This is a genomic window from Mesobacillus sp. QJM3NY_10, from assembly GCF_056173465.1.
Genome location: NZ_CM149675.1, coordinates 745,691 through 771,861, shown reverse-complemented (window position 1 = coordinate 771,861; position 26,171 = coordinate 745,691). Strand labels below are relative to the sequence as shown.

The 26,171-nt window shown below is 43.3% G+C and carries 25 protein-coding genes; 7 read left to right on the top strand and 18 right to left on the bottom strand.

Going from position 1 to position 26,171, the window contains the following annotated elements:
- Positions 1 to 24 precede the first annotated feature (24 nt).
- The gene (gene rnjA / locus AC0VX7_RS03855; protein ID WP_215034213.1) at positions 25 to 1,689 is read right to left on the bottom strand and encodes a ribonuclease J1; all 1,665 of its coding nucleotides are present in this window, start codon (positions 1,687 to 1,689) and stop codon (positions 25 to 27) included.
- 542 nt (positions 1,690 to 2,231) lie between these two features.
- Entirely contained in the window at positions 2,232 to 3,152 is a 921-nt protein-coding gene (locus AC0VX7_RS03850) for a methyl-accepting chemotaxis protein (RefSeq protein WP_475426757.1), read from the bottom strand.
- 154 nt (positions 3,153 to 3,306) lie between these two features.
- On the opposite strand from AC0VX7_RS03850, the gene AC0VX7_RS03845 reads away from it, so the two are divergent.
- Positions 3,307 to 3,876 carry a glycerol-3-phosphate responsive antiterminator gene (locus AC0VX7_RS03845; RefSeq protein ID WP_475428070.1) on the top strand — a complete coding sequence of 190 codons (570 nt, stop codon included), beginning with the start codon at positions 3,307 to 3,309 and terminating at the stop codon, positions 3,874 to 3,876.
- 142 nt (positions 3,877 to 4,018) lie between these two features.
- Positions 4,019 to 5,674: a glycerol-3-phosphate dehydrogenase/oxidase gene (locus AC0VX7_RS03840; RefSeq protein ID WP_475426756.1), complete on the top strand. Its 1,656-nt coding sequence runs from the start codon at positions 4,019 to 4,021 to the stop codon at positions 5,672 to 5,674.
- 40 nt (positions 5,675 to 5,714) lie between these two features.
- On the opposite strand, the gene AC0VX7_RS03835 is transcribed toward AC0VX7_RS03840, so the two are convergent.
- Entirely contained in the window at positions 5,715 to 6,161 is a 447-nt protein-coding gene (locus AC0VX7_RS03835) for a DUF4385 domain-containing protein (RefSeq protein ID WP_475426755.1), read from the bottom strand.
- 113 nt (positions 6,162 to 6,274) lie between these two features.
- Between AC0VX7_RS03835 and AC0VX7_RS03830 the strand changes: the two genes are divergently transcribed.
- Complete coding sequence (locus AC0VX7_RS03830) at positions 6,275 to 6,766, top strand: hypothetical protein (protein ID WP_475426754.1); 492 nt, start codon at positions 6,275 to 6,277, stop codon at positions 6,764 to 6,766.
- Between the two features lie 77 nt (positions 6,767 to 6,843).
- On the opposite strand, the gene AC0VX7_RS03825 is transcribed toward AC0VX7_RS03830, so the two are convergent.
- The 4 genes from AC0VX7_RS03825 to AC0VX7_RS03810 form a co-directional block, all read right to left on the bottom strand.
- The gene (locus AC0VX7_RS03825; RefSeq protein WP_475426753.1) at positions 6,844 to 8,337 is read right to left on the bottom strand and encodes an amidase; all 1,494 of its coding nucleotides are present in this window, start codon (positions 8,335 to 8,337) and stop codon (positions 6,844 to 6,846) included.
- Between the two features lie 466 nt (positions 8,338 to 8,803).
- Positions 8,804 to 9,400, bottom strand: coding sequence for a carboxymuconolactone decarboxylase family protein (locus tag AC0VX7_RS03820; protein WP_475426752.1), 597 nt, complete (start codon positions 9,398 to 9,400; stop codon positions 8,804 to 8,806).
- Between the two features lie 83 nt (positions 9,401 to 9,483).
- Positions 9,484 to 10,329, bottom strand: coding sequence for a P-loop NTPase family protein (locus tag AC0VX7_RS03815; protein WP_475426751.1), 846 nt, complete (start codon positions 10,327 to 10,329; stop codon positions 9,484 to 9,486).
- Between the two features lie 113 nt (positions 10,330 to 10,442).
- Complete coding sequence (locus AC0VX7_RS03810) at positions 10,443 to 10,901, bottom strand: DUF305 domain-containing protein (RefSeq protein WP_475426750.1); 459 nt, start codon at positions 10,899 to 10,901, stop codon at positions 10,443 to 10,445.
- Positions 10,902 to 11,224: 323 nt separating this feature from the next.
- Between AC0VX7_RS03810 and AC0VX7_RS03805 the strand changes: the two genes are divergently transcribed.
- Together AC0VX7_RS03805 and AC0VX7_RS03800 are read left to right on the top strand one after the other, a co-directional pair.
- The gene (locus tag AC0VX7_RS03805) at positions 11,225 to 12,718 is read left to right on the top strand and encodes a peptide MFS transporter (protein WP_475426749.1); all 1,494 of its coding nucleotides are present in this window, start codon (positions 11,225 to 11,227) and stop codon (positions 12,716 to 12,718) included.
- Positions 12,719 to 12,836: 118 nt separating this feature from the next.
- On the top strand, positions 12,837 to 13,793 hold the full coding sequence (locus AC0VX7_RS03800; protein WP_475426748.1) for a calcium/sodium antiporter: 957 nt from the start codon (positions 12,837 to 12,839) through the stop codon (positions 13,791 to 13,793).
- 51 nt (positions 13,794 to 13,844) lie between these two features.
- On the opposite strand, the gene AC0VX7_RS03795 is transcribed toward AC0VX7_RS03800, so the two are convergent.
- From AC0VX7_RS03795 to kynU, 8 genes are all read right to left on the bottom strand, one after another.
- Positions 13,845 to 14,822 (bottom strand): GNAT family N-acetyltransferase, encoded by a 978-nt coding sequence (locus AC0VX7_RS03795; RefSeq protein WP_475426747.1) that lies wholly within the window; start codon positions 14,820 to 14,822, stop codon positions 13,845 to 13,847.
- 114 nt (positions 14,823 to 14,936) lie between these two features.
- Positions 14,937 to 16,466 (bottom strand): AbgT family transporter, encoded by a 1,530-nt coding sequence (locus AC0VX7_RS03790; protein WP_102261305.1) that lies wholly within the window; start codon positions 16,464 to 16,466, stop codon positions 14,937 to 14,939.
- A 242-nt stretch (positions 16,467 to 16,708) separates the two neighbouring features.
- Complete coding sequence (locus tag AC0VX7_RS03785) at positions 16,709 to 17,350, bottom strand: 2OG-Fe(II) oxygenase (protein ID WP_475428069.1); 642 nt, start codon at positions 17,348 to 17,350, stop codon at positions 16,709 to 16,711.
- Positions 17,351 to 17,579: 229 nt separating this feature from the next.
- On the bottom strand, positions 17,580 to 17,819 hold the full coding sequence (locus AC0VX7_RS03780) for a hypothetical protein (protein WP_475426746.1): 240 nt from the start codon (positions 17,817 to 17,819) through the stop codon (positions 17,580 to 17,582).
- Positions 17,816 to 17,998 (bottom strand): hypothetical protein, encoded by a 183-nt coding sequence (locus tag AC0VX7_RS03775; RefSeq protein WP_475426745.1) that lies wholly within the window; start codon positions 17,996 to 17,998, stop codon positions 17,816 to 17,818. Before AC0VX7_RS03775 ends, AC0VX7_RS03780 begins: the two co-directional genes overlap by 4 nt.
- A 200-nt stretch (positions 17,999 to 18,198) precedes the next feature.
- Positions 18,199 to 19,245, bottom strand: a complete 1,047-nt coding sequence (locus AC0VX7_RS03770; protein ID WP_475426744.1) for an ADP-ribosylglycohydrolase family protein — start codon at positions 19,243 to 19,245, stop codon at positions 18,199 to 18,201.
- Positions 19,246 to 19,374: 129 nt separating this feature from the next.
- Positions 19,375 to 20,775, bottom strand: coding sequence for an amino acid permease (locus AC0VX7_RS03765; RefSeq protein WP_475426743.1), 1,401 nt, complete (start codon positions 20,773 to 20,775; stop codon positions 19,375 to 19,377).
- A gap of 80 nt (positions 20,776 to 20,855) precedes the next feature.
- A complete protein-coding gene (gene kynU, locus AC0VX7_RS03760; protein WP_475426742.1) occupies positions 20,856 to 22,145 on the bottom strand; it encodes a kynureninase in 1,290 nt (429 codons plus the stop codon).
- Between the two features lie 114 nt (positions 22,146 to 22,259).
- On the opposite strand from kynU, the gene AC0VX7_RS03755 reads away from it, so the two are divergent.
- The gene (locus AC0VX7_RS03755) at positions 22,260 to 22,874 is read left to right on the top strand and encodes a TetR/AcrR family transcriptional regulator (protein WP_475426741.1); all 615 of its coding nucleotides are present in this window, start codon (positions 22,260 to 22,262) and stop codon (positions 22,872 to 22,874) included.
- A 142-nt stretch (positions 22,875 to 23,016) separates the two neighbouring features.
- On the opposite strand, the gene AC0VX7_RS03750 is transcribed toward AC0VX7_RS03755, so the two are convergent.
- Entirely contained in the window at positions 23,017 to 23,148 is a 132-nt protein-coding gene (locus tag AC0VX7_RS03750; protein WP_475426740.1) for a hypothetical protein, read from the bottom strand.
- 113 nt (positions 23,149 to 23,261) lie between these two features.
- On the opposite strand from AC0VX7_RS03750, the gene AC0VX7_RS03745 reads away from it, so the two are divergent.
- A complete protein-coding gene (locus tag AC0VX7_RS03745; RefSeq protein ID WP_475426739.1) occupies positions 23,262 to 24,275 on the top strand; it encodes an acyltransferase in 1,014 nt (337 codons plus the stop codon).
- Between the two features lie 60 nt (positions 24,276 to 24,335).
- Here the strand turns inward: AC0VX7_RS03745 and AC0VX7_RS03740 are convergent, their stop codons facing one another.
- Together AC0VX7_RS03740 and AC0VX7_RS03735 are read right to left on the bottom strand one after the other, a co-directional pair.
- The gene (locus tag AC0VX7_RS03740) at positions 24,336 to 25,145 is read right to left on the bottom strand and encodes an EcsC family protein (protein ID WP_475426738.1); all 810 of its coding nucleotides are present in this window, start codon (positions 25,143 to 25,145) and stop codon (positions 24,336 to 24,338) included.
- A 59-nt stretch (positions 25,146 to 25,204) separates the two neighbouring features.
- Positions 25,205 to 25,990: an arylamine N-acetyltransferase family protein gene (locus tag AC0VX7_RS03735; protein WP_475426737.1), complete on the bottom strand. Its 786-nt coding sequence runs from the start codon at positions 25,988 to 25,990 to the stop codon at positions 25,205 to 25,207.
- Positions 25,991 to 26,171 lie beyond the last annotated feature (181 nt).

Below are 26,171 nucleotides of genomic sequence, written 5' to 3'. Positions count from 1 at the left end.
GCCCCATAAAGGAGCGTTCTCGAATTAGACTTCCATAATAATCGGCAAAATCATTGGCCTTCTGCCCGTTTGGCTATACAGGAACGGATTGACGACGTCGATGACAGCCTTCTTGATGCTCGACCAGTCCTTCGTGCCGCCTGCCAGTTCTGTTACAATTTTATCCTTGATCAATTCTTCAACATTTTTCATCAGGTCGCCAGATTCCCTGACGTAAACGAATCCTCTTGTCACGACTGTCGGCTTGTTGACAAGCTGCTTTTTGTCACGATCGATCATCATCGTTACGATCACAAGTCCATCCTGGGACAGGACTCTTCTGTCTTTTAACACGATATGTCCAATATCACCGATGCCGCTGCCGTCTACATATACTGGCTGCGCTGGTACTTTTCCGGTAACCTGTCCGCCTTCAGCAGAAAGTTCAAGGACATCTCCATTGTCTAAAATAAAGCAGTTTTCAGCCGGGATTCCGCATTGCTCCGCGAGTTTTACGTGCTGGTTAAGCATCCGGTACTCACCGTGAATTGGAATAAAGAATTCCGGATTAAGCAGCTTGATCATCAGTTTCTGTTCTTCCTGCTTTCCATGACCGGAAGTATGGACTTCGCTGATTTTATGATGGATGATTTCTGCGCCAATACGGTGCAGCTTATCAATCACACGGTTTACGCTGATCGTATTGCCCGGGATTGGCGAGGAAGAAAATACAATCGTATCTCCAGGAATGACGGAAATTTGTCTATGTGTGCCATTCGCGATTCTCGCAAGCGCCGCCATCGGTTCACCCTGGCTTCCCGTACAGATGATGGTCATCTCATTGCTGGGAACCTTCCCAATTTCATTGACACTCACGAACGCTTCATCAGGTGCAGAAATATAACCCAATCTGCGGCCAATTTCAAACGTCTTTTCCATACTGCGGCCAACGATGGCCATTTTTCGGTTATACTTTAGTGATGATTTCACCACCTGCTGGATCCTGTCAATGTTCGATGCAAACGTCGCGAAAATAACGCGGCCATCCACCGTCTGAAAAATATCTTCGATTGCTTCGCCGACACGTTTTTCTGATACCGAGAAACCTGGCACTTCACTGTTCGTGCTGTCAGATAATAGACACAGCACTCCCTCACTGCTGATTTCAGCGATTTTCTGGAAATCAGTGCCCGCGCCAACCGGCGTCAGGTCAAATTTGAAGTCACCCGTGTGGACAATGTTCCCTTCCGGAGTTGTCACGACAACACCGAATGAGTCCGCGATACTGTGCGTCGTCCTGAAAAAACGCACCTTGATATTCTGGAATTCGACGACTGTATCATTGTTGATTTGGTGGAATTTAACGCCTTTGATTTTGTGCTCCAGCAACTTGGACTTGATAAGTTCAACCGCGAAATCACCGCCATAAATCGGCGCTTTTACATCCTTAAGCAAAAATGGCAACCCGCCGATGTGGTCCTCATGACCATGCGTCACGAAAATCCCTACCAGCTTGTCCTGGTTTTGCTTCAAATAAGTATAATCCGCAAGCACATAATCAATCCCGAACAGTTCATTATCCGGAAACTTGATTCCACAATCCACTAACACCATTTCATTTTTGTATTCGATTACATACGTATTTTTTCCGATCTCACCAAGACCGCCTAAAGCGAAAATCTTAAGATCTTTTTTCAATTTCGTTTCCATAGTTCAACTCCTGTTTCTTAGTACAAATATATTTATTAATTCCCATGGGAATCATAGTCTAAAAAGAATAGTGAAGAAATTGGTTGGAGAAAATAGGGGTTTGAAGTTCTTAAAATATACCATAAAATAAGCATTACAACAAATAATGCTAACCCTTTTAGTATTGAGACGAGTATTTAAGGGGGAAAGTTACTTAGACGGATAAATTTTCCGTCCTGAGGATTCTAATTGTTATATGGGGTAATCCGATTGTTCTGCTTTTACCGTTTTCGCTCCTTTCACTCTTTTTCGGGTAATGCAACGGCTCTGCTTTTACCGTTTTCGCTCCTTTCACTCTTTTCGGGTAATGCAGCGGCTCTGCTTTTACCGTTTTTCTTCTTTTGACTCTTTATCGGGTAAAGCAGCGCATAAAGACTCTTACTATGTGACTTTTTGTCGGTGGTTCACTTTATTCGGGCTTATAGAAATTTCTTACACACTACCTCCCATACATCAAAAACACCGCGATCATTTCAAATGATCGCGGTGCCCGTGCGCGGTCCTTACAATATTTCCTTGAACGTCTTTGCCTGCTGGTCCAATTCGTGGGCGGCGCTGCCGATTTCTTTGAAGGCGGTTACTGCTTGTTCATTGAGTTTCTGGTTGTTATTGATTCCATTTTGCGAGCGCTGGGTGGCTTCGTTTATTTTGGTGATTTCGCCTGCGATTCCTGCGATGTGTTCATTGACTTCCTGGATCGAATCCTGGACACGTGTGGCGAGCTTCCTCACTTCTCCGGCAACGACATTAAAACCTCTTCCATGTTCTCCGGCTCTTGCCGCTTCGATGGCTGCGTTTAGGGCAAGCAGGTTGGTTTGTGCGGCAATTTCGCGAATGGTCTGCACGATGCTGCCGATTGATTTGGCCTGTGATTTTAGTGTTTCTAGGATCTCGAGGTTTTCTTTTGATTCCTCTGCTAGCCTAATGGCCGCTGTGGATGCCTCTTCACTTCTCGCAATGCCCATTTCTGCGCGTTCGCTCAGATTTTCAGACATCAGCTGAAGCTGCTCGGCCAGTCTGGTCGTATTCAACTCACGCTGTGTTATGTCCGTGGCCACTTTTACCACACCCGCAACTCTTCCTAAAGAATCGTAAACCGGTGTATAGGTAGCCTCCAGCCAGAGCAGCTTGCCTCTTTTCGTGACTCGCTGGATTTTTTCCTGAAAGCTTTTGCCGTTGCGAAGGTTTCTCCATAACTCTGCGTATTCCCTGCTTCCGGCAAACTCTGCTGTACAAAACTGTTTATGCAAAAGTCCTGGCATTTCTTCCACTCGATAGCCCATTGTCGTCGCAAAATTCTCATTCGCCCAAAGCACTTTCCCATTGGGGTCAAACTCGATCATCGCCAGTGACCTTTCAATGGCTGCCAGGACGGCGTCTTCTTCAAAAACCTGCGTGCTCTTCTTTTCCATTCTAATCTGCATGTTGTCTCCTCATCGTCATATGATATGTATCTTTGTTACTATCGTACTAGTCTTGAGGTCCTTCGACAATTTTGAATATGCTTTGGTCCTCTGCGTCATAGAAAAAACCAAACGCCTCATGTTAAGATAATTGGTAATCTAATTGAAGGATGGGATTATTTTGGATCAAAAAATCTTGCCCGCATCTTCGAACATGAAAGAGTTTGAGCAGTTTCTTAAAAGCCCTTTCGAAATTGGGGTCATGCTAGAAGTGCATATCGCTCAATTGAAAAATATCAATGCGATGGCCAAACAGTATGGAAAAAAAATGATTTATCATGTTGATATGATCCAGGGGCTGAAGAGTGATGATTATTCGACCGAATATCTTTGCCAGGAGTACAAGCCATATGGCCTGATTTCTACGAAGTCGAGTGTCATTTTAAAAGCAAAGCAAAAAGGCGTGCTGGCTGTGCAAAGGATATTCCTTATTGACTCTCATGCACTCGAAAAAAGCTATAAACTCATTGAAAAAACGCGCCCTGATTATATTGAGGTTTTACCAGGAGCGATGCCCTGGATGATCAAGGAAGTCAAGGAACGAGTGAACATCCCGATTTTCGCAGGCGGCCTGATTAGAACCTCTGAAGAAGTTAAAAATGCACTGGATGCTGGTGCTTCTGCCATCACCACTTCTAAAAGGGACTTGTGGGAAATAAATCAATTTCAGAAATCCGACACATGAAAATTCCAGGTGTCTGTGATATAATGATTACAAGTTAATAAATCGGGTAGGAGAACTGGAGAGACCACGATAACATTTCGGCTTTTGGGCGATAATGTTGTTTGTGGTCTCTCTTTTTTTCATTATCAAGGAGGCGTATCGTATGAGATTCACAAATCTCGATCGTAATAATATAGTATCGAAACTGAAAAATGAGGCATTTGATATCCTTGTGATTGGCGGCGGAATTACCGGTGCCGGGATCGCTGTTGATGCTGCAACAAGAGGAATGAACATTGCTCTATTGGAGATGCAGGATTTTGCGGCAGGTACTTCAAGCCGTTCCACAAAGCTCGTGCACGGCGGTCTGCGTTATTTAAAACAATTCGAAGTGAAAATGGTTGCTGAAGTCGGCAAGGAACGTGCGATTGTGTATGAAAATGGTCCGCATGTCACGACACCAGAATGGATGCTCCTCCCCTTCCATAAAGGCGGAACATTCGGCAGTTTCAGTACGTCCATCGGCCTGAGGGTGTATGACTTTTTAGCAGGCGTCAAAAGATCGGAGCGCAGGAAAATGTTCAGTGCTGCTGAAACATTGGCAAAGGAACCGCTCGTGAAAAAAGAAGGATTGAAGGGCGGCGGACATTATGTTGAATACCGTACCGATGATGCCCGCCTGACCATCGAGGTCATGAAGCAGGCTGTTAACAAAGGCGCAACTGCATTGAATTATTCCAAAGTTAAAAACCTTGTATATACGAATGGAATCGTGTCAGGAGTAGTTGTCGAGGATCTTTTAACAGGCGAGGAATATGAAGTTCATGCCAAAAAAGTTGTCAATGCAACCGGTCCATGGGTTGATGGCATCCGTGAAATGGATGATTCGAAAAAAGGAAAAACCCTCAAGCTTTCAAAAGGCGTCCATATCGTCATTGATCAATCGCGCTTCCCGCTCAAGCAAGCGATTTATTTTGACACACCTGACGGACGAATGGTATTCGCTATTCCACGCGAGGGCAAAACATATGTCGGCACGACAGATACTTTTTACAATGAAGACCCAATCAACCCAGGGATGACGGAAGAAGACAGAAGCTATCTTCTAAAAGCGATTCAATATATGTTCCCGGATGTGAAAGTGACGGAAAAAGATGTAGAATCCAGCTGGGCAGGCATTAGGCCGCTGATCCACGAGGATGGCAAGGCACCTTCTGAAATCTCCAGGAAAGATGAAATCTGGGAATCAGATTCAAAGCTGATCACCATCGCCGGCGGAAAGTTGACTGGCTACCGAAAGATGGCGGAAACGATCGTGGATCTGCTTGCTAAAAAATTCGCTCAAGAAGATGGACGCAGCTTCCCTGCATGCCAGACGAAGAATCTGCCAATTTCAGGCGGAGATGTCGGCGGTTCTGCAAAGCTTGACTCTTTTGTTGAAAAACAGCTTGAAGAAGGCATGAGAGCGGGCTTCACAAAAGAAGAAGCCCAACGACTTGCCTACCAGTATGGATCGAACACTCCGATTGTGTTCCAGCTTGCATCTGAACACAAAAAGGAAGCAGATCAATATGGGTTGCCATTGGAATTGTTCGCGAAGCTGATTTATGGCATCCAATATGAAGCGGCAGCAACACCAATCGACTTCTTTAACAGACGTACAGGAGCGATTTTATTTGATATCCACCTTGTGCATAACTTCAAGGAAAATGTTATTAACTTCATGCGTGACCAATTCAGCTGGAGCGAGCAGCAAACTGAAGCCTTCGCTTTGGAGCTTGAAGGAGCTTTAAATGAAGCTGTAATCCCTGTAAAATAAAGTGAATCCCCCTGATCTTTCAGTCATCAGGGGGATTTTTTCATCCATATCGCTTTTGGTGCTCTTTTTTCATCTCAAGATACTCTTTATCTGTTCTGGCCTGCTTCCACTTTTCCATAAATATGGCGGCAGATTCGGCTTTTACCGGATCATTCTGACGGGCTTTTACGTTGCCGTCCTCGTCATATTTCCTTCCGCCCTTATAATTTGTATAGCGGCGGGCCCGAGTATAACCCATCTGTAAAAACTTCCTCGCCATATCCATGCCGACAAAATCATTCTTCTCTTTATAATCAAGAAACATTTTATAGATTTGTTCTGAGGATTCCGTGGCGATTTCCGGCGTCTTGAACCTCCAGTGAGGCAGGATCTCACTTTTATAGGGTTCCACAAGCAAAACACCCTGTTCTCCCCTTCCCACACGGTACAGTTCAGGCTGCTCACGAAAATCAATATTATCAAAATCAAGATCATAGTTGAAAGGCATCTTACCATTCCCTTTTTATGAGTGTTTACCCTTTCATATGTCTGAATAACAAGCACCGATATGTACTGGATGAATAAATTATAGGCATACGTACAATGAGTGGAGGTAAAAGAATGGTTAAGTACCAACCTTTTAGTGGAACGGTGACGATGATAAACGACTTTGCCATCACGCCATCCGGCGAAAATGAAGGCTGCTATAAATTAATGTCCGTCATTGATGGAAGTGGAAGGCAAGTTAATTTTGTGGTGGAACCGAAGACTTACTTTGTGGATCAGGCGATGGTGGGAGTTGGCGACAGGGTGACGGGCTACCATGACGCAGACGCACCTGTCCCACTGATTTATCCCCCACAATACCGGGCTCTTGTCATGGTAAAAGAAACGCGGAACCAAAATGTGAAAGTTGATTTCTTCAACAGCCAGCTCGTCAGCAGTGATGGCATGCTGAAGCTTAACCTTTCACCTGGGACACAGCTCTTATTGGAAAATGGGCAGAGGTTTACAAAGAATCCTGCGAATAGGAATCTGATTGTTGTCTACGGTCCATCTACCTTCAGCATTCCAGCGCAAACAACACCGTACAGGATTATTGTATTATGTTGAAAAAGAGGCAGCCACGACTGCCTCTTTTTAGTGTTACCAAGGGTACAACCCCATTTAATCAAACGTTTGATTAAATACTAGAATAATGGATTCTCCCTCACATTCTGCCAAATTTCAGATTGCTCAAGCTCCCCAGCCAGTTGGAAAAGCAAATCCTCTCTTCCTCTCGCTGCCATGACCTGCACACCGACTGGCAGACCTTCTTTTGTTTGATGGAGCGGCAGGGACATTGCCGGCTGGCCTGTCAGGTTTGCTAGCTGGGTGAATGGCGTTCGTGCGAGATTCTTTTGTGCAATCTGGTCCACGATTCCCGCCCTCTTTAAAGCTCCACCAAGCCCTAACTTCCCAACTGTGCTGATAAGGAATTTTTCAGATGATGATGGCTCAAGCTCTCCGATTTTTGCTGGCGGATGAGCAGTTGTCGGAGTGATATAAAAGTCATAGGTCTCATGGAAGGTCTCCATCTTTAGTGCTGCCCTGTCCCATTCTCTTAAACTTAAAACGAATTCTTCTGCGGATGTGGCCTTGCCAAGCAGGCCGAGCAGCCAGGTTGTTGGCTCCACATCAGCGGCAGTCGCTTTTCGTCCAAGCACTTCCTCTAAAGATGCTAAAAGTGCTGCCGTTTCTCCGAAGTACATTGTGAGATAGCTTTTCGCGATTTTATCGCCATCCACTGGAGCATCTTTTTCTTCAACCTGGTGTCCCATCGATTCGAGGAGCCGAACCGTTTTCAGGACACCCTTCCTGCACTCAGCATCCACCTCCGTGCCAATCGGCGATTTTACCGAAAAAGCGATCCGCAGCTTTTTACCAAGAGGAGTGCTTGCCGCTGTTAGATAGCTGCCCTCAAAAGGCGGAGCTGAAAACGCACCTGCTTTTTCATGACCGTGAAGGACATCGAGCATGGCCGCGCTGTCCCTGACTGTACGTGTAAGGACATGTTCCGCAGATGCACCCTGCCATGCTCGGCCATAATTCGGACCGACCGGAGTACGGCCGCGGGTAGGCTTCAGCCCGAATAATCCGCAGTAGGCAGCAGGAATCCTGATCGACCCTCCACCATCATTAGCGCCGGCAATTGGGACGATTCCGGAGGCTACAGCTGCCGCCGATCCTCCGCTTGATCCACCAGGAGTGCGATCTAGATTCCACGGATTCCGTGTTGGACCATAGTGAGCGGGTTCAGTCACGGCAACTAACGCGAATTCAGGCACATTCGTCTGCCCAAGGAAAACCACTCCGGCCTGGCGCAGACGTCTAGCATACTCTGAATCTGTTTTAGCCCGATATTTCAGAAACGCCCTGGACCCTGCCGTGATTGGTTGTCCTTCAATTTCCTGCGAGATATCTTTAAGAAACATTGGGACTCCTGCAAAAGCGCCAGTGAGCTGCTGCCCAGCTGTCTTCCGTGCCTGTTCAAACATCTTATTGATGACTGCATTCATTCTCGGATTCAATGAATCTGTTAATGTGATTGCTTCCTCAACCAGTTCTATTGGCTGAACTTCTTTCTTTTTTACCAGCTCTGCAAGACCCAGTCCGTCATAGTGCTTGTAAATGAAACCCTCCATCGCCCTCACCACCATCTATTTTTTTATCTACTTTCTCTAAAAATATTAAAATCCCTCTTTAGTTATGCTTCATTCATTGATGACCTGCTTTTCCGCGATTTGGATTTTTCGGGCGCCAATACGCTCTATTGGGGACCTGTTTTTCCGCAATCTGGATTTTTCGGGTGCCAATACGCTCTATTGGGGACCTGTTTTTCCGCAACCTGGATTTTTCGGACGCCAATACATCCTATTGATGACCTGTTTTTCCGCAATCTGGATTTTCCGGGTGCCAATACGCTCTATTGGGGACCTGTTTTTCCGCAATCTGGATTTTTCGGGCGCCAATACATCCTATTGATGACCTGCTTTTCCGCGATTTGAATACTCCGGGCGCAAATACACCCTATTGGTGATCTTTATTAGAATGTATGACTCAGATAAATAAAAAATCCTGTTCCTATGTTTGGAACAGGATTTTCTGATTCTATGAAAATTCGATAACCGGCTTCTTTAGCGCACTCAAAATTAATCCGTGTAACAGCGCTGGCGGAAAAAGTAATGGAAAGCTGAGAATCATCGAAAGCTCATAAAATACATTTGTTTTTCCGCTTGGCTTTCCTTTCAGGCGCGTCCTCAGGCCACTCAAAGGAATGCCGAAAACATTTCCGATCATTATCATCCGGATAGCAGCTAATATACCCCATGCCTTCTCTTGACCATAGACATCAACAACCCTCTTCCAGGATTCTTCTGTAGGATTTCCCCTCGTATCAGCATAGTGCTGTGCAAACAGGATCGCCGGCATTTCGTCCGCTGGAATATTTTCAGCTGTCCCGGATAACAGCATCTGTATTTCCTCATTGGTCATCCCCTGCTCCAACGCAATTTTCGTATGGGCGTAGGAACATACCTCGCAACCATTCACCTCTGTAACTGCCAGCATGATTCGCTCAATGAATTGAGAGGACATTACCTTATTCCTCTTTGCACGCAACAAAAATCTTGCCGTCCGCAACCCTTCGTATAGTGTAAGATACCCTTCGGTCACACTATAAATTTTCTTATATAAAACTTGGCTCATTAAATCTTCCCCTTATATACCCCTATTACTACTATATTACAGGCATTTTCCGGGATATTCCAATAAAATTCATTGGTAAAATTTTAATAGTGATTCCTTTTAAGAACATTTCTTAAATTTCCCTTATACTTATCAAAGTCGAATTGGGAATTATTCAGGATGTAAGCATTCATAGTTAGGTGATCCAGAATACTATACTCTAGTTCCTGCCTTGCTTTTAGGACATCAATTGTGCCCTCCAGCCCGCTTAGTTTATTTGAGAGCCCATAACCTTGAGACGTATAATAATGGACAAAACCTTTAAACCAGTCTTCAGGCCGTTCGGTTACTGCCTTGCGGAAGGATTTATCCAGGTCTTCCTGACCCACATAGACTAGCAAAGGGTTAAGAGCTGCTGCTGCCTGTGCAAGCTTTTTTACATAATCAATGGTTATTTCATCTGAACACCCATACTTGACCATGCCGACAGTCACAGGATTTTGAATAAAACAGCACTCGAAAATATAGACTTTTTCATCCACGGCCGCTTGTTTTGCAAACTCTGCCCAGCTTTCCGAAATGACTGCTATATTCTCTTCCAGTGGAAGTTCATATACATCTTTTTTTGAAATATCTGCAAACAGTTCGTCTGGAAAACCACTACCTAATTCATTTTTGATTTTCATATATGGGAGCAGACGACGCCCCCTCTTTACGGTTACCCAATCCTGAAAGATCTTGCTGAGACTGCCGCTCTCTATAAGAAGATCTTCAAATTCTTCTTTTGTAAAATAAGCAACACCCTCATAATCGGCTGGATGATCTAAGTTACCTTCCATGTAAAACTCTGCATTCACACCATTCTCTATGAGGATGTCATGGGTCAATCTCGCGGTTGTCGATTTTCCTGAGCCTGGTAGGCCCTCAACTAAAATCAATTTCGATTTCATTTTATGCACTCCTACAATTCTCTTCCTCACGGTAATTCTCCAGTCACGGGTATAAATCCTTTTTGCCGCAAAAAAATAGAGCCTAATCAGATCGATTAAGCTCTCATCGGATATTATTTTTCTTTCTCTTCAAGGTCCTTAATCAATGTTTTCATTTCGCTAATCTCTTTACGTTGTGCCTCAATAATTTCGTCTGCAAGTTTTTTCACTCGGGGGTCCTCGATTTCGGCACGTTCACTTGTCAGGATGGCGATCGAGTGGTGCGGAATCATCGCTTTCATCCAAGATGTATCATCAACGGTTGTCTGGCTGCGGACCAGGAACAGGGAAACCGCGATCAATAAAGCACTCCCAGCATAAATACCTATATTGATTTTTTTATTTGTATACATTTTAAGCATGAAAGATAGCATGACAATTGCCATCACACCGCCCATAATCAAGGCCATGTAAAGTCTCGTTTCGCTGAAGAATACATGATCGATACTATATGCATTCAAGTACATCAGAAAAAACATAATGATGGTGGAAGTCAGCACCATCAGGCCAAATCTGCCGTATTTATTCTTCATTGTTTTCCCTCCTTTTTATCTGGTTTAATGCTGTTATTATTTGAATACCCTGCTGGCTAATAAATATTCGTCCCATTTGCTGGTTTGCCATTTGGTTAAAGGGGGTAAATACGGTTTGGTGTTGAAAGGGATATTTTTACTAATTTACCTGATTTTTTAACATATTCTTATTAATCTAATAATTTTTAATACACTTTCTTTTAGACTTAATAATGCTCCAAACACCTTACACACCAACGTTTTACACATTGTCTTCCTAATATTGTTTTTGACAATTCACACTTCGAAAAGTATTCTAGAATAGAAAATAGGGAGGGGTAATCATGTCAAACCATAATAGGCAGAAAATTGTGGATAGTGTACCTCAAACAGGATTCTTCGGACATCCTAAAGGTCTCTTCACACTTTTCTTCACAGAGTTTTGGGAACGCTTTTCTTACTACGGAATGAGAGCAATCCTCGTATTCTACATGTATTACGAAGTATCAAAAGGCGGCTTGGGGCTTGATGAAACTCTAGCACTTTCCATCATGTCCATTTACGGCTCACTCGTTTATATGTCAGGTATTATCGGTGGATGGCTTGCTGACCGAATCTTCGGTACCTCAAAAGCTGTCTTCTACGGCGGAATCTTGATTATGTTAGGTCATATCGCGCTTGCTATTCCTGGCAGCGTGGCAATGTTCTTCGTATCAATGATCCTGATCGTAATCGGTACAGGGCTATTGAAGCCAAACGTCTCTACTGTCGTCGGTGAAATGTACAGCGAAAAAGACACTCGCCGTGACGCTGGTTTCACAATTTTCTACATGGGTATCAACGCTGGTGCATTCCTTGCGCCACTGATCGTTGGAACAGTATCTGAGGCTTATAACTTCCATTACGGTTTTGCAATTGCCGCAATCGGTATGTTTATTGGACTTGTAGTTTTCGTTCTTACAAAGAAAAAGAATCTGGGTCTTGCTGGCACAGCTGTACCAAACCCGCTTTCACCATCTGAAAAGAAGAAAACTTTCACAACCTTTGCTATAGCAGTTGTTGCAATCGGTATTTTAAGTGCTATTTTAATTCCTGCTGGACTTTTAACATTCGAAAGCTTTATTAACCTGGTAACAATTCTTGGTATCTTAATTCCGACTGTGTACTTTATCGTTATGTATCGCAGCCCTAAGACAACAGAAGTTGAACGTTCGCGCGTTCTTGCATATATTCCATTATTCCTGGCAGCGGTCATGTTCTGGGCAATCCAGGAACAAGGTTCAACTATCCTTGCAAACTATGCGGACAAGCGTACACAGCTCGAGTTCGCGGGTATGACCATTTCACCGGCTTGGTTCCAGTCACTGAACCCATTATTCATCATTATCTTTGCACCGATTTTTGCAGGATTCTGGGTGAAGCTAGGTGACCGACAGCCATCAATTCCGAAGAAGTTCTCATTCTCATTGATGTTCGCAGGTCTTTCATTCCTTGTCATCCTGATCCCGGCATATTTTACAGGTACAGATGCACTGGTAAGCCCATTATGGCTTGTACTTAGCTACCTGATCGTTGTATTCGGTGAATTGCTGATCTCACCTGTTGGTCTATCAGCAACAACTAAGCTGGCACCGGCTGCTTTCTCTGCACAAACGATGAGCCTCTGGTTCCTTGCAAGTGCTGCAGCACAAGCAATCAATGCTCAGATCGTTAAGTTTTATTCACCAGAAACAGAGATGGCTTACTTCGGTACAATCGGCGGAGCATCCATCATTCTCGGTATCATCCTGTTCATCATGTCACCAAAGATTCAAGGGTACATGAGGGGAATCAAATAATTCTGTTATAAAAAAGGCGACTCACTCCGAGTCGTCTTTTTTTGCCGGTAAAAATTTTTATTTGAAGTATTTTTTTGATATGTTGTAAGCAATAATCTTTCGTAGAGGGGATGGAAATTTGACCTATATCCTTTTAGCCATTGGTTTTGCTTTACTCATAAAAGGAGCGGATTATTTTGTCGACGGCTCCTCAAAGATTGCGACGATGCTCAGGGTCCCTCCACTATTGGTCGGTTTGACGATTGTCGCGTTCGGAACAAGCTCACCTGAAGCGACCGTCAGTATCATTGCCGCAATGGAGGGCAGCAGCGAGGTTTCTCTCGGAAATGTCATCGGGAGCAATATTTTCAATATCACTCTTGTTGTCGGCATCACAGCAATGATCAATCCGCTTACCGTTGAAACAATGACCATTCGCAAAGAAATACCGTTCACCATGCTGGCTAGTGTAGCGCTTGCAGTAGTTGCCAATGATATAGCGCTCCAGACGGCAAACACCAATTTAATTGGCAGAAGCGAAGGACTCATCCTGCTTCTCTTCTTTATGATCTTTCTGTATTACATCATTGAGGTTGCCTTGAATAACCGTGAGCCAGCACCGGCTGTGGCTGAAGTAACCAGCAGGGGAACTTGGGGAAAGAATATTCTCTTTACGCTTGCGGGCCTGGCTGCGATTATCTTTGGCGGTGACCTGGTAGTTGATAATGCAACCCAAATCGCCCTTTCCTTTGGGATGAGCGAGACTCTTGCTGGCTTGACGATTGTTGCCGTCGGTACCTCATTGCCCGAATTAATTACATCGATTACAGCCGCTTTGAAAAAGAAAAGCGAAATCGCACTCGGCAATATTGTCGGAAGCAATATTTTCAACATTCTATTCGTACTGGGGACATCAGCAACCATCGCACCACTCGCTGTCAATGATAAAATTTTTACCGATATCGCCTTGATGATTATTTTGACAGCGCTCCTGTTGATTTTCTCAAGATCAAAATTCAAGATCTCAAAAATAGAAGGAGCCATACTTGCAGCTGTTTATATTGCATATTTGGTTTATATTATCTTCCGGAATTAAAAGAATGGAAAGGGCCTGCGATGTTGAAGGCAGGCCCTTTCCATTTATGTTCTATATACTTTTCATTTTGTTTAAGTTTGAGTCTTTCCGATAGCTTATAAACGTCAGGTTATCGTTAATGACTTTTAAATCTCCAGTTCGGGTATACCCCATCTTTTCATACAAGTAGCAGTTGCGCCCCTCGGTAAGAATCGTATCCAGCACCCATGCATCCGCTTCCGGGTACATGAGTTCCAGGCGTTTCATGACTTCCTGGGCAATGCCTTTATTATGGTATTTTTCCAGGATGTTGATGATATGCAGCCTCATCAATCCAGGCGATTTTTCATATACATGGACGCTTCCTGCGAGTTTACCATCAAAAAGAATCTTGTAATATTCACCTCGTTCGAATCTCGCATAGAATCTCTCCTTCGTCTGAGTTACCGGGCTTGTTTCATGATCATTGTATTTTTTATACAAAGGCATGAAAACTTCTTTTTGCAGAGCTAAAAGTTCGTCAGTATCATCCACTGAAGCCTTTTTGAGAGCGATACTGGAATTGGCCATTTCAAATAATAAGTCAAAATAGTTAAACGGGATGAACTCACCTGTCTCTACCATTTCCCTTATTTCCGCTTCACTCGCCCATTTTGCATCGGCGACTTCCTCTTCCTGAAGATGCAAATCCTCAAGTGCGACATTTTGCCTGATGAGCCAGATATCATCGAAGCCTTGCGAGAATTTTACAGTGAATAATCGTTCGCCTTTTTCAATATCGAGGTCGATCCCAAGCTCTTCTTTTGCCTCCCGGATGGCTGCTTGCTCACTGTTATCGCCCATAACCGCAGAACCCGCAGCAGAACAGTCCCACATGTCCGGAAAACCGATCTTCCACGGCTGCCTCTTCTGGATCAGAAACTGGCCATCATCATTGATGATCCAAACATGGACAACAAGATGGTAATCCCCCACCTTCATTTCTTCCCCTCTTTTATGTATGCGGTCAGTCAAATGCCTGTATTGATCGTAAATATTCCATAATTCCATGGAAGTCACCTCCCTATTAATTTTGTTCTATTATTATACAGTTCAAATGAAAAATTCGGCAGATATTTTTCCATAAAAAAAGAACCCAAGCAACGCAGCTTGGATTCTTAAAATTTATTTAGGCATATAAATGGATGAACCAGGACCGATGTCGATACCTAACAGCATCCAGATAATCAACATTGCTACCCATGCGATTGTCAGGGCGATTGAGTACGGAAGCATGGTTGCGATCAGTGTACCGATACCAACCTTCTTGTCGTACTTTTGCGCAAACGCGATGACGATTGCGAAGTAAGGCATTAATGGTGAAATGATGTTCGTTGTTGAGTCAGCAATACGATAAACAAGCTGTGTGAACTCCGGTGTGTAACCGATTTGCATCATGATCGGTACGAATACCGGCGCCATGATTGCCCACTTAGCAGAAGCACTGCCGATGAACAGGTTGATGAATCCAGAAATGACGATGAACGCCAGAATTAACGGAATTCCTTTGAAGCCTGTGCTTTCTAGCAGTTCTGCACCGTTTACAGCCAGTACCAACCCAAGGTTCGATTCCTTGAAGTAGGCAACGAATTGAGCGGCAACGAACGCAAGCACGATGTATGAACCCATCGTTGCCATCGTGTCAGATAGCTGGTCCGCTACATCCTTGTCATCCTTGATTGATTTCGTGATTCGGCCATAGACAAAGCCTGGTACGAAGAAAAGGATCAGGATGACTGGGACTAGTGAGTGGAAGAATGGAGCATTGATGATGTTCTCTTCCCCACCGCGAAGTGGTCCCCATTCAGGAATAACAAGCAATGCAATGCCAATCGCTGTGATGATGATCGAAATCAAAGCACCCCATAGACCTTTCTTCTCGACAGCAGATAAATATTCAACCTCTTCTTTTACATCGCCTTTGAATGTACCAAGACGCGGTTCAACGATTTTATCTGTTACCAATGTTCCGACAATTGTGATCAAGAATACAGACACAATCATGAAATAATAGTTCATTGCATAGTTGATGTTTTCAGCGTAAGCCGGATCAAAAATAGCCGCAGCATCCTTCGTTAGTCCCCCTAAAAGCGGGTCCAATGAAGTCAAAAGCAGGTTTGCACTGAATCCGCCGGATACACCAGCAAAAGCTGCAGCCAAACCAGCAAGTGGGTGCCTTCCTAGACCTGCGAACAAAACCGCTCCAAGTGGTGTCAAGACAACATAACCAGCGTCAGCTGCCATGCTGGACATAACGCCTCCGAATACTAGGGCAGCAGTCAATAATTGCTTAGGAACGGAAGTAACAAGACCGCGCAATGCAGCACTGATCAATCCAGTACGTTCTGCAATCCCAATTCCCAGCATCGTTACAAGGACTGTTCCCAGCGGAGCAAAGCCAGTGAAGTTGGTGACAGCACTTTCAAATAGATAGGCGATCCCTTCCTTGCTTAACAAGTTCTTAACTGTTAAAAATTCCCCTTCGTTCATAGGATCTGCCACTTTTACACCCATCGCCGAGAACACGGCAGATAGCAAGACGACCATCACGGAGAAAATTGCAAACAACGTGACCGGATGAGGCAATTTATTTCCCACACGCTCAATCACATCAAGTGAACGCAAAATAAAACCTTTTTTATTTGTCGTTTCCAAGAGAGGACCTCCTTAAAATTAATATAAATATTCAGACAAATAATAGCATAAGACTTTTTACATTATAGATGGTGTCTACGCTAATATAAAGAGAAAATCTATAAGGCGGAATAGTAAAATTGTTGGTAAGATTCAGAAGCTGTAGAGTGGCGAAATAATAGGGACTAGAAAGACATTGAACCATTTTAGTAGAGTAAAAGGTTACAAAAAAAAGAAGCATGTTCACCATGCTCCTTCAGCGTCTATTTCACTCTTTTCCGTCTCATCCATTGCGTCGCGGCCCATTTGTCGCCGATGATAACTGGCGCTCCGCCATGCAAGGTCAAGTCGTTCAATTCTTGATTGTCATAGAAATATTCAAAGTAAACGGCACTGCCCTTTTGTGGGGACACCGAGAAATTGAGCTTAGGGAAATAAGTTTCTCCACCCTGCTCGACATCATTCAGGTACATGACGAGTGTACTGATCCTCGGGTTGCTTACATTTGACGTGAAAAAGTCAAAGTGCGCTTTATACTCCTGGCCAATTTTATAATTTAAGATCTGCAGTCCTTCGCCATGTTCGTTCGGAATGCCCATAATTTGTGAAATTCTTCTTTCAACTCGCGCAACAACGTCATTTTCAGCTTCTTCAATAAACGTGCTGCTGCTCGTCCTCAGTTCATCAACTTCCCGGGTATTCCCGATTTTTGAACGCTGCAGCTTGTCCTTTGACAGCTTCATAAGCTCGTCGCACTCTTCGTCACTTAGTACATTTCCCAAAATGACGATTAATGGTTCTTCCATTCTAGCAATAATGTTGACTTCACGGTCCTCGGTTTTGATTTTGTTCCCGATATGATTAAAAATCGTTGGTTCTTTCGCAGTTAAATCAACAGCATCCATTATCAACTTTCATCAACCTCTTAATAATAAATTTTTCCAAAAATTAGATTGATATATAAACGAAAGCATCATTCATTCTTTATGTTCCCTTGTTTCCTCCTGTAATTCAAAATGGATGACAAAACCGAATCTCAAACTCTATTCAATTTTCAATTTATTTTACAACGGTGGAAGGTGATTTACTATCTTTTTTTATACCCATTAAAAAAAAGAGAGCAGTATACTCTCTTTACTTTTCCAAGCGTATTATGAGGAAGTCGGCCTCCGAAAAAGCCTTCCGCAAGATTTTCCTTGCTTCATTGTGTTCCCAGAACAAAGCTGTATCAAGAGTGATCGAGCCACTCTCCAGTGCGTCGGAGACGTCCGATAGCTCCTGTTTAAGCTTAGAATCGTCTACTGTTAAAATAAGCCTTTGAATCGAGTCTAAATATTGCTCAAGTAAATCCGATCCGGGCGGTTGCATCATCATTTCAATTCCCCATCCTTTTGCTGTGCCAATCGCTTAGCTTCTTTTAGGAATTCCTCATTGGTTATTTCTTTCGCAAGAGCTTTCCTGACTAGTTCTGTATGCTTCTCTTCAACTTTAAATCCTGACAACTCCAATGAAGCCTTTGCATTCTTCATCGCCTTTTCTATCGAGTCAGCCATGTGACAGCCTCCCCTCCCTCGTCTCCTGCAAACCACTGTATGAACTGTGCAACCACCATAAATATAAAAGAAGCCAACAGCATACTAATCATATGGCTGAAGACGTTTTACAAATTTTTCCTGTTTCACTACATGCTCTCCTGTCTGATCCACGTTAAAAAACAAAGAGAATCCCAGCTTCATCAGGATTCTCCCTTTACCTACATCTTTATATATCTATCATATAATCTGTTGCTAACATCGGCAATCAATTCTTTGAGCTCAAGATGACTGGCCCACTCTTCAGGTAAAGCATCTAAACCATAGCATGCCCCCAGAATATTCCCGCAAATCGCGCCTGTTGAGTCACTGTCGCCATCATGATTGACAGCTAAAATCAGAGCCTTCTTGTAATCAGGCTCCTTCAAGGCACAATACAGCGAAATCGCCAGTGCCTCCTCAGCTACCCAGCCCTGGCCAAGTTTTGATATCGCGATTTCCGGACTCTCTCCGCTACTGGCAAGTTGAATCGCATCCTCCAGTGCCGACAATGTTTCATCATGCTGCGGATACTCTTTTAAAATCATCATTGCACTCTTGGTACTCTCGGTAATGTTTTTACCATTGAGCAGCTCAGCGACTATTACAGCAAGTGCCCCCGCTGATAAATAACCCGACGGATGCCCGTGTGTAATCGCCGCTACCTCGGCAGCCACCTTGAATGCCTGTTTAGGATTTCTATGTAAAAATAAACCGACCGGCGTAACCCGCATGACGCCGCCGCAGCCCTTGCTATCGTTAATCGGCCTCTCCATCGTTCCCATTTTATTACTCTCAAGCGCCGACAAGCACGTGTTTCCAGGAGCTCTTGCTGAGAATAGTTCCTTATGCGCTAAAATGCTTCCATTCTCCTCATGAGGCTGAGGCTCAAGCAGCCAGTCGTAATGTTCATCCGGCAAACTCTTTGTCTGAGTATACAGCCAACGAAGATAAGATTGATAGACTCCGCTCCCCGCATAGCTGCCAATCCCGCGCTCGCTCATCCGGTCATAAGCCCAAATCAAACCATCTGCCGTGAACAGCGTCATCTGGGTATCATCCGAAACCAGCGCTTTTCCGGAATAAGGATTCAATTCCAAATCCGTGATTCCCTCTTCACCAAACTTCGCTGTGATTTCATCAAGCTTCATAAACTCAACCGTATACCCAAGTGCATCACCAATCGCCCCACCAAGCAGGGACGCCAAGAAAAGATCTTTTTTTGACATAGGAACTCCTTTGGCATTGTAATTATTTACTTATATTCGGTATTGTGACTACCAGTTCCTCCCTGTCCACGTCATCCTCATAGAGAATTACCTAAACAAAAGCACCAGACCAAGTCTGATGCTTTAACATTATACTGATTTGCTATCCAAATCCACTGGTATAGCAGTATGCTTTTTCTGGTGCAGGTAATACGCTAATGACAGGAGTAATAACCAAGGTATTCCTACAATCAATGTGGCTTTGAAGAATGAGACGAACCAGGTTGTGATGAGCAAGCTGACCATGAGTACAGCTCCAAGTATTGTTAGATAAGGATAACCCCACATCCGGACTGCCAGTGGCTCCCCACTATATTTTTTTCGAAAAAAGTAATGAGTCACAAAAATCATGAACCAGGTGAACATGGCACCAAACATGGCAATTCCCATCATTAATAAGTAGGCTTGGTCTGGAACAATTGCATGGATGACTGCAGCTGCTGCAATCCCGATTGTTGAAAGGATCAATGAATATACAGGTACATTCTTTTTGTTCAGCTTACCAAAACGAGCTGGTGCATACCCCGCTCTCGATAACGAGAACATCATTCTGGTTGTGATGTATAACTGACTGTTCATTGCTGACAGTGCCGCAACTAAGACAACAAAGTTCATGATGCCTGCTGCTGCAGGTATGTTCATTAATTCCATGACTACTACAAATGGACTCTTTTCAATGCCAGCGCCTGCCCATGGTACGATAGCAAGCATTAGTGTTAAAGTTAAAAGATAGAATAGGATTAAACGGAACACTGTTGCTTTTAAAGCTCTAGGAACAGCAGTCTGGGGATCTTTCGCTTCACCGGCAGTAACGGCGATCATCTCGATACTAAGGTAGCTAAACAGCGCAATAACTACTGCTACCCACATTCCTGACCAGCCATTAGGTAAGAAGCCTCCATCATTCGTATAGTTTTGAAATCCAATCGATGGATTGCTTCCACCGAATACGACATATGCTCCAATGAGGATAAATCCAACAATAGCCACAATCTTAATCATGGAGAACCAGTATTCAACTGAACCGAACAAGTTGACACTAGTTGCGTTTACATAGATTAATATCGCTGAAAATACCAATATCCAAACAGTACCAGAAACGTCTGGGAACCAATAGGACATATACACGGCGACAGCTGTTACCTCTGTCCCGACTGCGCCTACGATACACGCCCAATAAGTGAAACGGACAACATAGCCTGCCCACGGATTTATGTAATGCTCAGCAAATGCACCGAACGATCCTGATGTTGGATGAGCAACCGTCATTTCTGCAAGAGCACCCATAAGTAAAAGCGAAATAAGTGCTCCAATCGCATAGCTGATGATGACACTAGGTCCAGCTTGCCCAATGGCGAAGCCACTCCCTAAGAACAATCCTGTTCCAATTGCACCACCAATAGCAATCATTGAAATTTGCCCAGTCGTCAAACCTTTGTTAAGGCCTTGCTCACGATCAACAATTTGTTGAAAGCTTCCTTTTTGCTTCATATACATCCTCCTATGAATTATTATTTTCACCCTAACGGGGCATTCCACAGATGATGTGAGGTCTGGCTGATGGGACTATACTAAGCCACTACATTTCTGGTATTCTCAAATTTTTTGTATTCTTCATTCTCCATAATTCTTTTTAAAATCTGCACTGTCCTATAAACATCTTCATAACTCGTATATAAAGCGATCGGCGCGAGTCTAATGACATTTGGAGCACGAAAATCTGGAATGACATCAGATTCTTTAAGAGCTTTACAGATTCTAGCTGCCTCCTCATGCTCAAGGCACACATGTCCGCCGCGGCGCCAATCTTCCATTGGGTTTCCGATTTCAAAACCAGCTTTCCCAAGTTCATGTTCAATGAGTTGCATCATATATTCAGTCATCCTCAAGGATGTTTCACGTATATTTGAAATGCCTGCTTCGTCAAACATCTCAAGTGAGCCTAACAGCGGGGCAAGGCTTAACACATGCGGTGTTCCAATTTGGTAAGCTCCTGCAGTCTCAGCATGTTCAAAATCATGCTTCATATCAAACTGCTTATCTTTTTTGGAACTGAACCAGCCAGCAAGACCCGGGGCTGTTCCCAAATGACTTTGGTGTACAAAAATACCTCCAACACCGCCTGGACCGCTGTTCAAATATTTGTAGTTACACCATACGGCAAAATCAACTCCCCACTCATGCAAGGAATGAGGAATCGCACCAATTGAATGCGCAAGGTCGAAGCCTGCCAATATACCTCTGTCATGTGCAGCCTCTGTTATCCGCTTCATATCGAGAAGCTGTCCGCTTCGGTATAATACGGACGGAAGCCAAACAATCGCAATTTCCTCTGTCATCGCCGCAATTACATCTTCTTCCTCAATGGTGCGGCCATCCTTACTTTTTACCTGGACTAAGTTTTCCTCCGGGTCGAGGCCATGCAACTTCAACTGTGCTTTAATCGCGTAAATATCCGAAGGGAAATTAAGTTCGTCAGCCAGAATCTTCGTCCTCTTTCCTGTAGGTTTGAAAAAAGTGCTCAACACCTGGTGGATATTCGTTGTAATCGATCCAGTCACAATGACTTCTTCAGCTTTAGCTCCGACAATCGGCGCTGTAAGGGCACCCAGCTTTTCAGAAAAATGAAACCATGGCTGTTTTCCAGACATCCACCCGTCGATGCCGTAATTCTTCCAATCTTCCAGGGAATTCATTAATGTTTGTTCCGCTCGCTTGGACAGTAGCCCTAAAGAATTTCCATCCATGTAATAGGTGTCTCTCTTTATGTAAAACTCGTCACGGAATCTACTTAATGCATTTTTCTGGTCTAATTGCCGAGCATAATCTATAGTGTTATCAAACGATGTATGCGTTTTCATTCTCTTATCCCAATCCCCCTCTACTGGTTTAATCAATATCCTAACCGGAATATTGACACCGTGTCAATATTATATTATAAAAGTATTATAAATTTTCAGAAAAAAGGTGAATCTATGACAGAACAAATAGATGGCAGACTGCAACGGTCAATAGAAACCAAGGAAAAGATTATTTCTGCGGCAAAAGAGATTTTTATCGAAAATGGTTTCGAAAAAACAACCATTAAACAAATCATTTCAAGAGCACAGATTGGATATGGTTCAGCCTATACCCACTTTAAAGGAAAAGATGAAATTTTAATAACTATAATGGAAGACGTAATGGACAGATTTTACACAATCGCTGAAATGGAGTATGAGCCAGCCAATCTAACTGATGCCCAGGGAAGGATTAAGCACCAAGTCGGCGAATTTTTATATCTTGCAGAACAAAACCGCTCCATCCTGCAAGTATTTCATGAAGCTATGGGAAAATCGGAAAACACCCAAAAGAAATGGAAATTGATCCAAAATAAATTCATCGAAAGAATATCAAAGGATATATCTCATGTACAAGATAAGGGACTCGCTAAAAGCACACTTAATATCGAAGTAGTCGCACGAAGCTGGTTTGCCATTAATGAAATGTATTTATGGGAACTAGTTAAACATGAAAACTATTCATTTAAGGTTGAGGAAATAGCACAAACAGTGACAGAGCTTTATACGAAGGGGCTATACGCAGAGTAGTGTCAGTGGCTGCCTGATTTAGCAGCCAGTATACCGATAAACATATGGATAAGCCAGCCAATCTTGTTGAACACCAGTCACACAAAACATAAAAACCTTAGAAAAAAGAGGAGAAACCCAAGTAAAAGGTTTTCCCTCTTTTTCATTTCAAGTCTGAAGAATCATCATAGTCGTAGCGGAAGCCATCTGTTTGATTAGAAGTGCGTTCGTTCTTTTTGTTTTTCACGTTCTGCTCAATTTGATTCTTGTCTTGCTGTTTTTTATTAGACTTCAACAAATTTTGCCTCCTTTTTGCTCCCTATTATCCCAAGTCACTTCCCCTTATATTCATAAGACTGAATATAGTGGAAAGACTAGGGGTACAAATCCTTTCACCCGAGGCTAATCATGGAGCGCAACTACGCAATCGACTTTATCAAATTTTTTGCCATCCTGGCAGTCGTCATCATTCATACATTCCCCAGCAATGACCAGGTGGGCTATTTTGTTCTTGATAACCTTTCAAGGTTTGCTGTCCCATTTTTCTTTGTCGCTTCTGGCTATTTGTTCAGTCTTAAAGTAAGCAGTAATCCCGATTCCTTCTCTTACTTTAAAAAATATATAACAAAAATCCTTAAGATATATGTTAGCTGGCTCATTTTCTATGTTGTTTATGATGTATTGAGAATTATAGTGACTCATGGAAACGTTAAAGCTGAACTATCCAAGTACAAGGACAACCTGACTGTTCTTAATCTCCTCTATTATGGACAAGGAACAAGCGGTTATCAGCTGTGGTTCGTTATTTCGCTTGTATGGAGTATCGCGATTTTATATCTTTTTTATAGGTTGAAAAGAGTGAGGCTGCTTTTGATGATCTCTTTTTGCTTAAACCTATTAGGTTTATTTGGACAGTCCTATTCCATATTTGAAGAGCTGCCAGTGAGCACAACCCGGGCCGCTCTCTATATCAGCCTGTTCTATACAGTTCTGGGATTTTGGCTTGCTACTATTCAATCCTGGCAAAGATTTAGCGGAAAGATATATTTTTACTTGTTTTGTTTTTTTGCCCTCCTCCAGGTTTCCGAAGGTTATTGGCTGAAGAGTTTAGATTCCAAACATGGAGAATACTTTTTTACGACGATTTTTCTTACCTTATTTCTATTCCTATACGCACTAAGCAATCCCCATCTCGGAAAGGGATTGTTGATCACTAAAATAGGAGGAAACTCTCTCGGAATATATGCCATTCATGTATTCTTTATTGATATGATTGATATTTTGTTTGAAACAATCGGCCTGGAGCCAGGCACCCATTACTTGCTGATGAACTTAGTGGATGCACTTCTTGTTTTTGTTTTGTCGTATACCACATATAAGCTTATACAATCTGCAAAGTATAAGTTAGTAAACAGAGCCTAATTCCATCACGGTCAGGCTCTGCTTTCTGTAATAATAATCTCCCTGGCAAACTTAAAGTCCTTATTTTTCCTCAATCAAGTCCCTCTCCAGCCTCTCCAAAATCCGCCTCTTCTGATATAACATCGTCGCGGTTTCGGCAAGGTCGCTCACCATCGACCGGTTGGCGAATGCACCGAACACAATTCCTGCCACCGGGACCATCTGAAGCAGTTTTTTCCAGCCAAATGATTCTGTATACGTCAAGGTTACCTCACGCCAGCCCTGCAATTGGGAGATGACTTCCCTTGATTTACTTTCATTGTTAAAATCGCTCAATTCATTCAAGATGGCCTGTTTTCCAACAACATCCGCTGAAGAGTACTGCAGGCACTTAATGATGAATACACGTTCCTTTTTATCTCTTGGATCGTAACCATGGATAATCGCAATATCCTGGATTGTTTTTAGCGAGAGAGCCAGCACAGCAGGAATATCAATCGCCAGCGTAAAAATTCCGCCGATTCCGGTACTTGCACCCTGGATTGTCGCTGCCTTCTTTCGCTGCTCGCCAAGTGCCAGTGATGCTATTTTCATTTCTTCCACCGGAACGCGCTCCATGTCAGTAAGCTGGCTGACTCTCCTGCCAGTCTTCTTCTCGAAAAATTGAAACACAGACTTCTCGCTTGTTAAATATTGGCCGCCGGTTTGAATATAGCTGCCGAGCTCATCAAGCAGGATCCCAACCTTCCCCTGAATGAACTTTGGCGTGAACCGGTCAAGCATCTTGAATGGCAGACGGGTCAGGCGCTCCCAAAACCAAAGCCCCTTTTGGTCCTTCTCCCATTTTTCAATTTCCTTCAGTTCATTCAATAAGTAGTCCCGTGAATCCATCTGCTTCATCCACCTGTCATTTTTGATACTATATTAACGGTTAACATCATAGGAAGGTTTCATTTTAGTTCAATGTTATAGAATTCTTTTGCCAGTCCCTTGAAGCGTTCCGAGTCTATCTCCTCTTTCTTAACACCATCTTCTGTCCACTGTGTAAAACTAGTTTCCGTTAATACCATGCTTCCATCAGCTGTCACTCTAGTCAGCAAGGGCTTCTTATTAAATGGAGACTGCGGATGTTGCGTTATGATTTTCTTCATTTCAGATAAATCACTGACATTTCCAACCGGCTCCCTTGAATCAAAGGCGTATCCCATTCTCCAATCAGAATCCTTATACTTCAGCTTCATCTCTAAAATGTAATCCCCGAACTCGCTATCATGTTGTTTTACACGGAAATCCCCATTAGGAGAACTAATCTCTGTCCCATCCATCGGCACCGGCCTTAACGGCAGATTCCCGCCAAAACCTGTATCAACCAAATATCTTTCGCCCTCTTCCTTCAATAAAATCGCAGCATGCGTCCTGCCTGTTGGACTAAAGCCTTTGAAATCCGGGACATACACTGAACCGCGAACCAGCTGGACATCAAGCCCATTATCTTTTAAAAATAAATAGAGGATGCCGTTCAGGTCATAGCAGAGGCCGCCTTCATTTTTCCTGATGATTTTTTCCACTAAATTGCTTTCATTTAACTCATTTAAATCACCAGAAAGCGTGCACAGGTTTTCAAACGGGATTGAAGCTGCGGTCAGTTCCAGAATTGTATCCAGCTTGGCTAATGTGGCAGGTGCTAATATGGGTAGCCCGATTCTCTCACGAAATAACTCATTTAGATTACTCATCTTCCAATACCTCTTTCGTTAAGCATATCTATCGTAAAGATACATGATTTCACTCAAAAAAGCAGACATTTCAGATAGGACTTATTATTCATTTTCTATCATTGTAATATATTTATTCCGACAACTTTCTTCATATTCATATGAGTTTTCAAGAAAATTAAATAAAAACTGACAATCTACA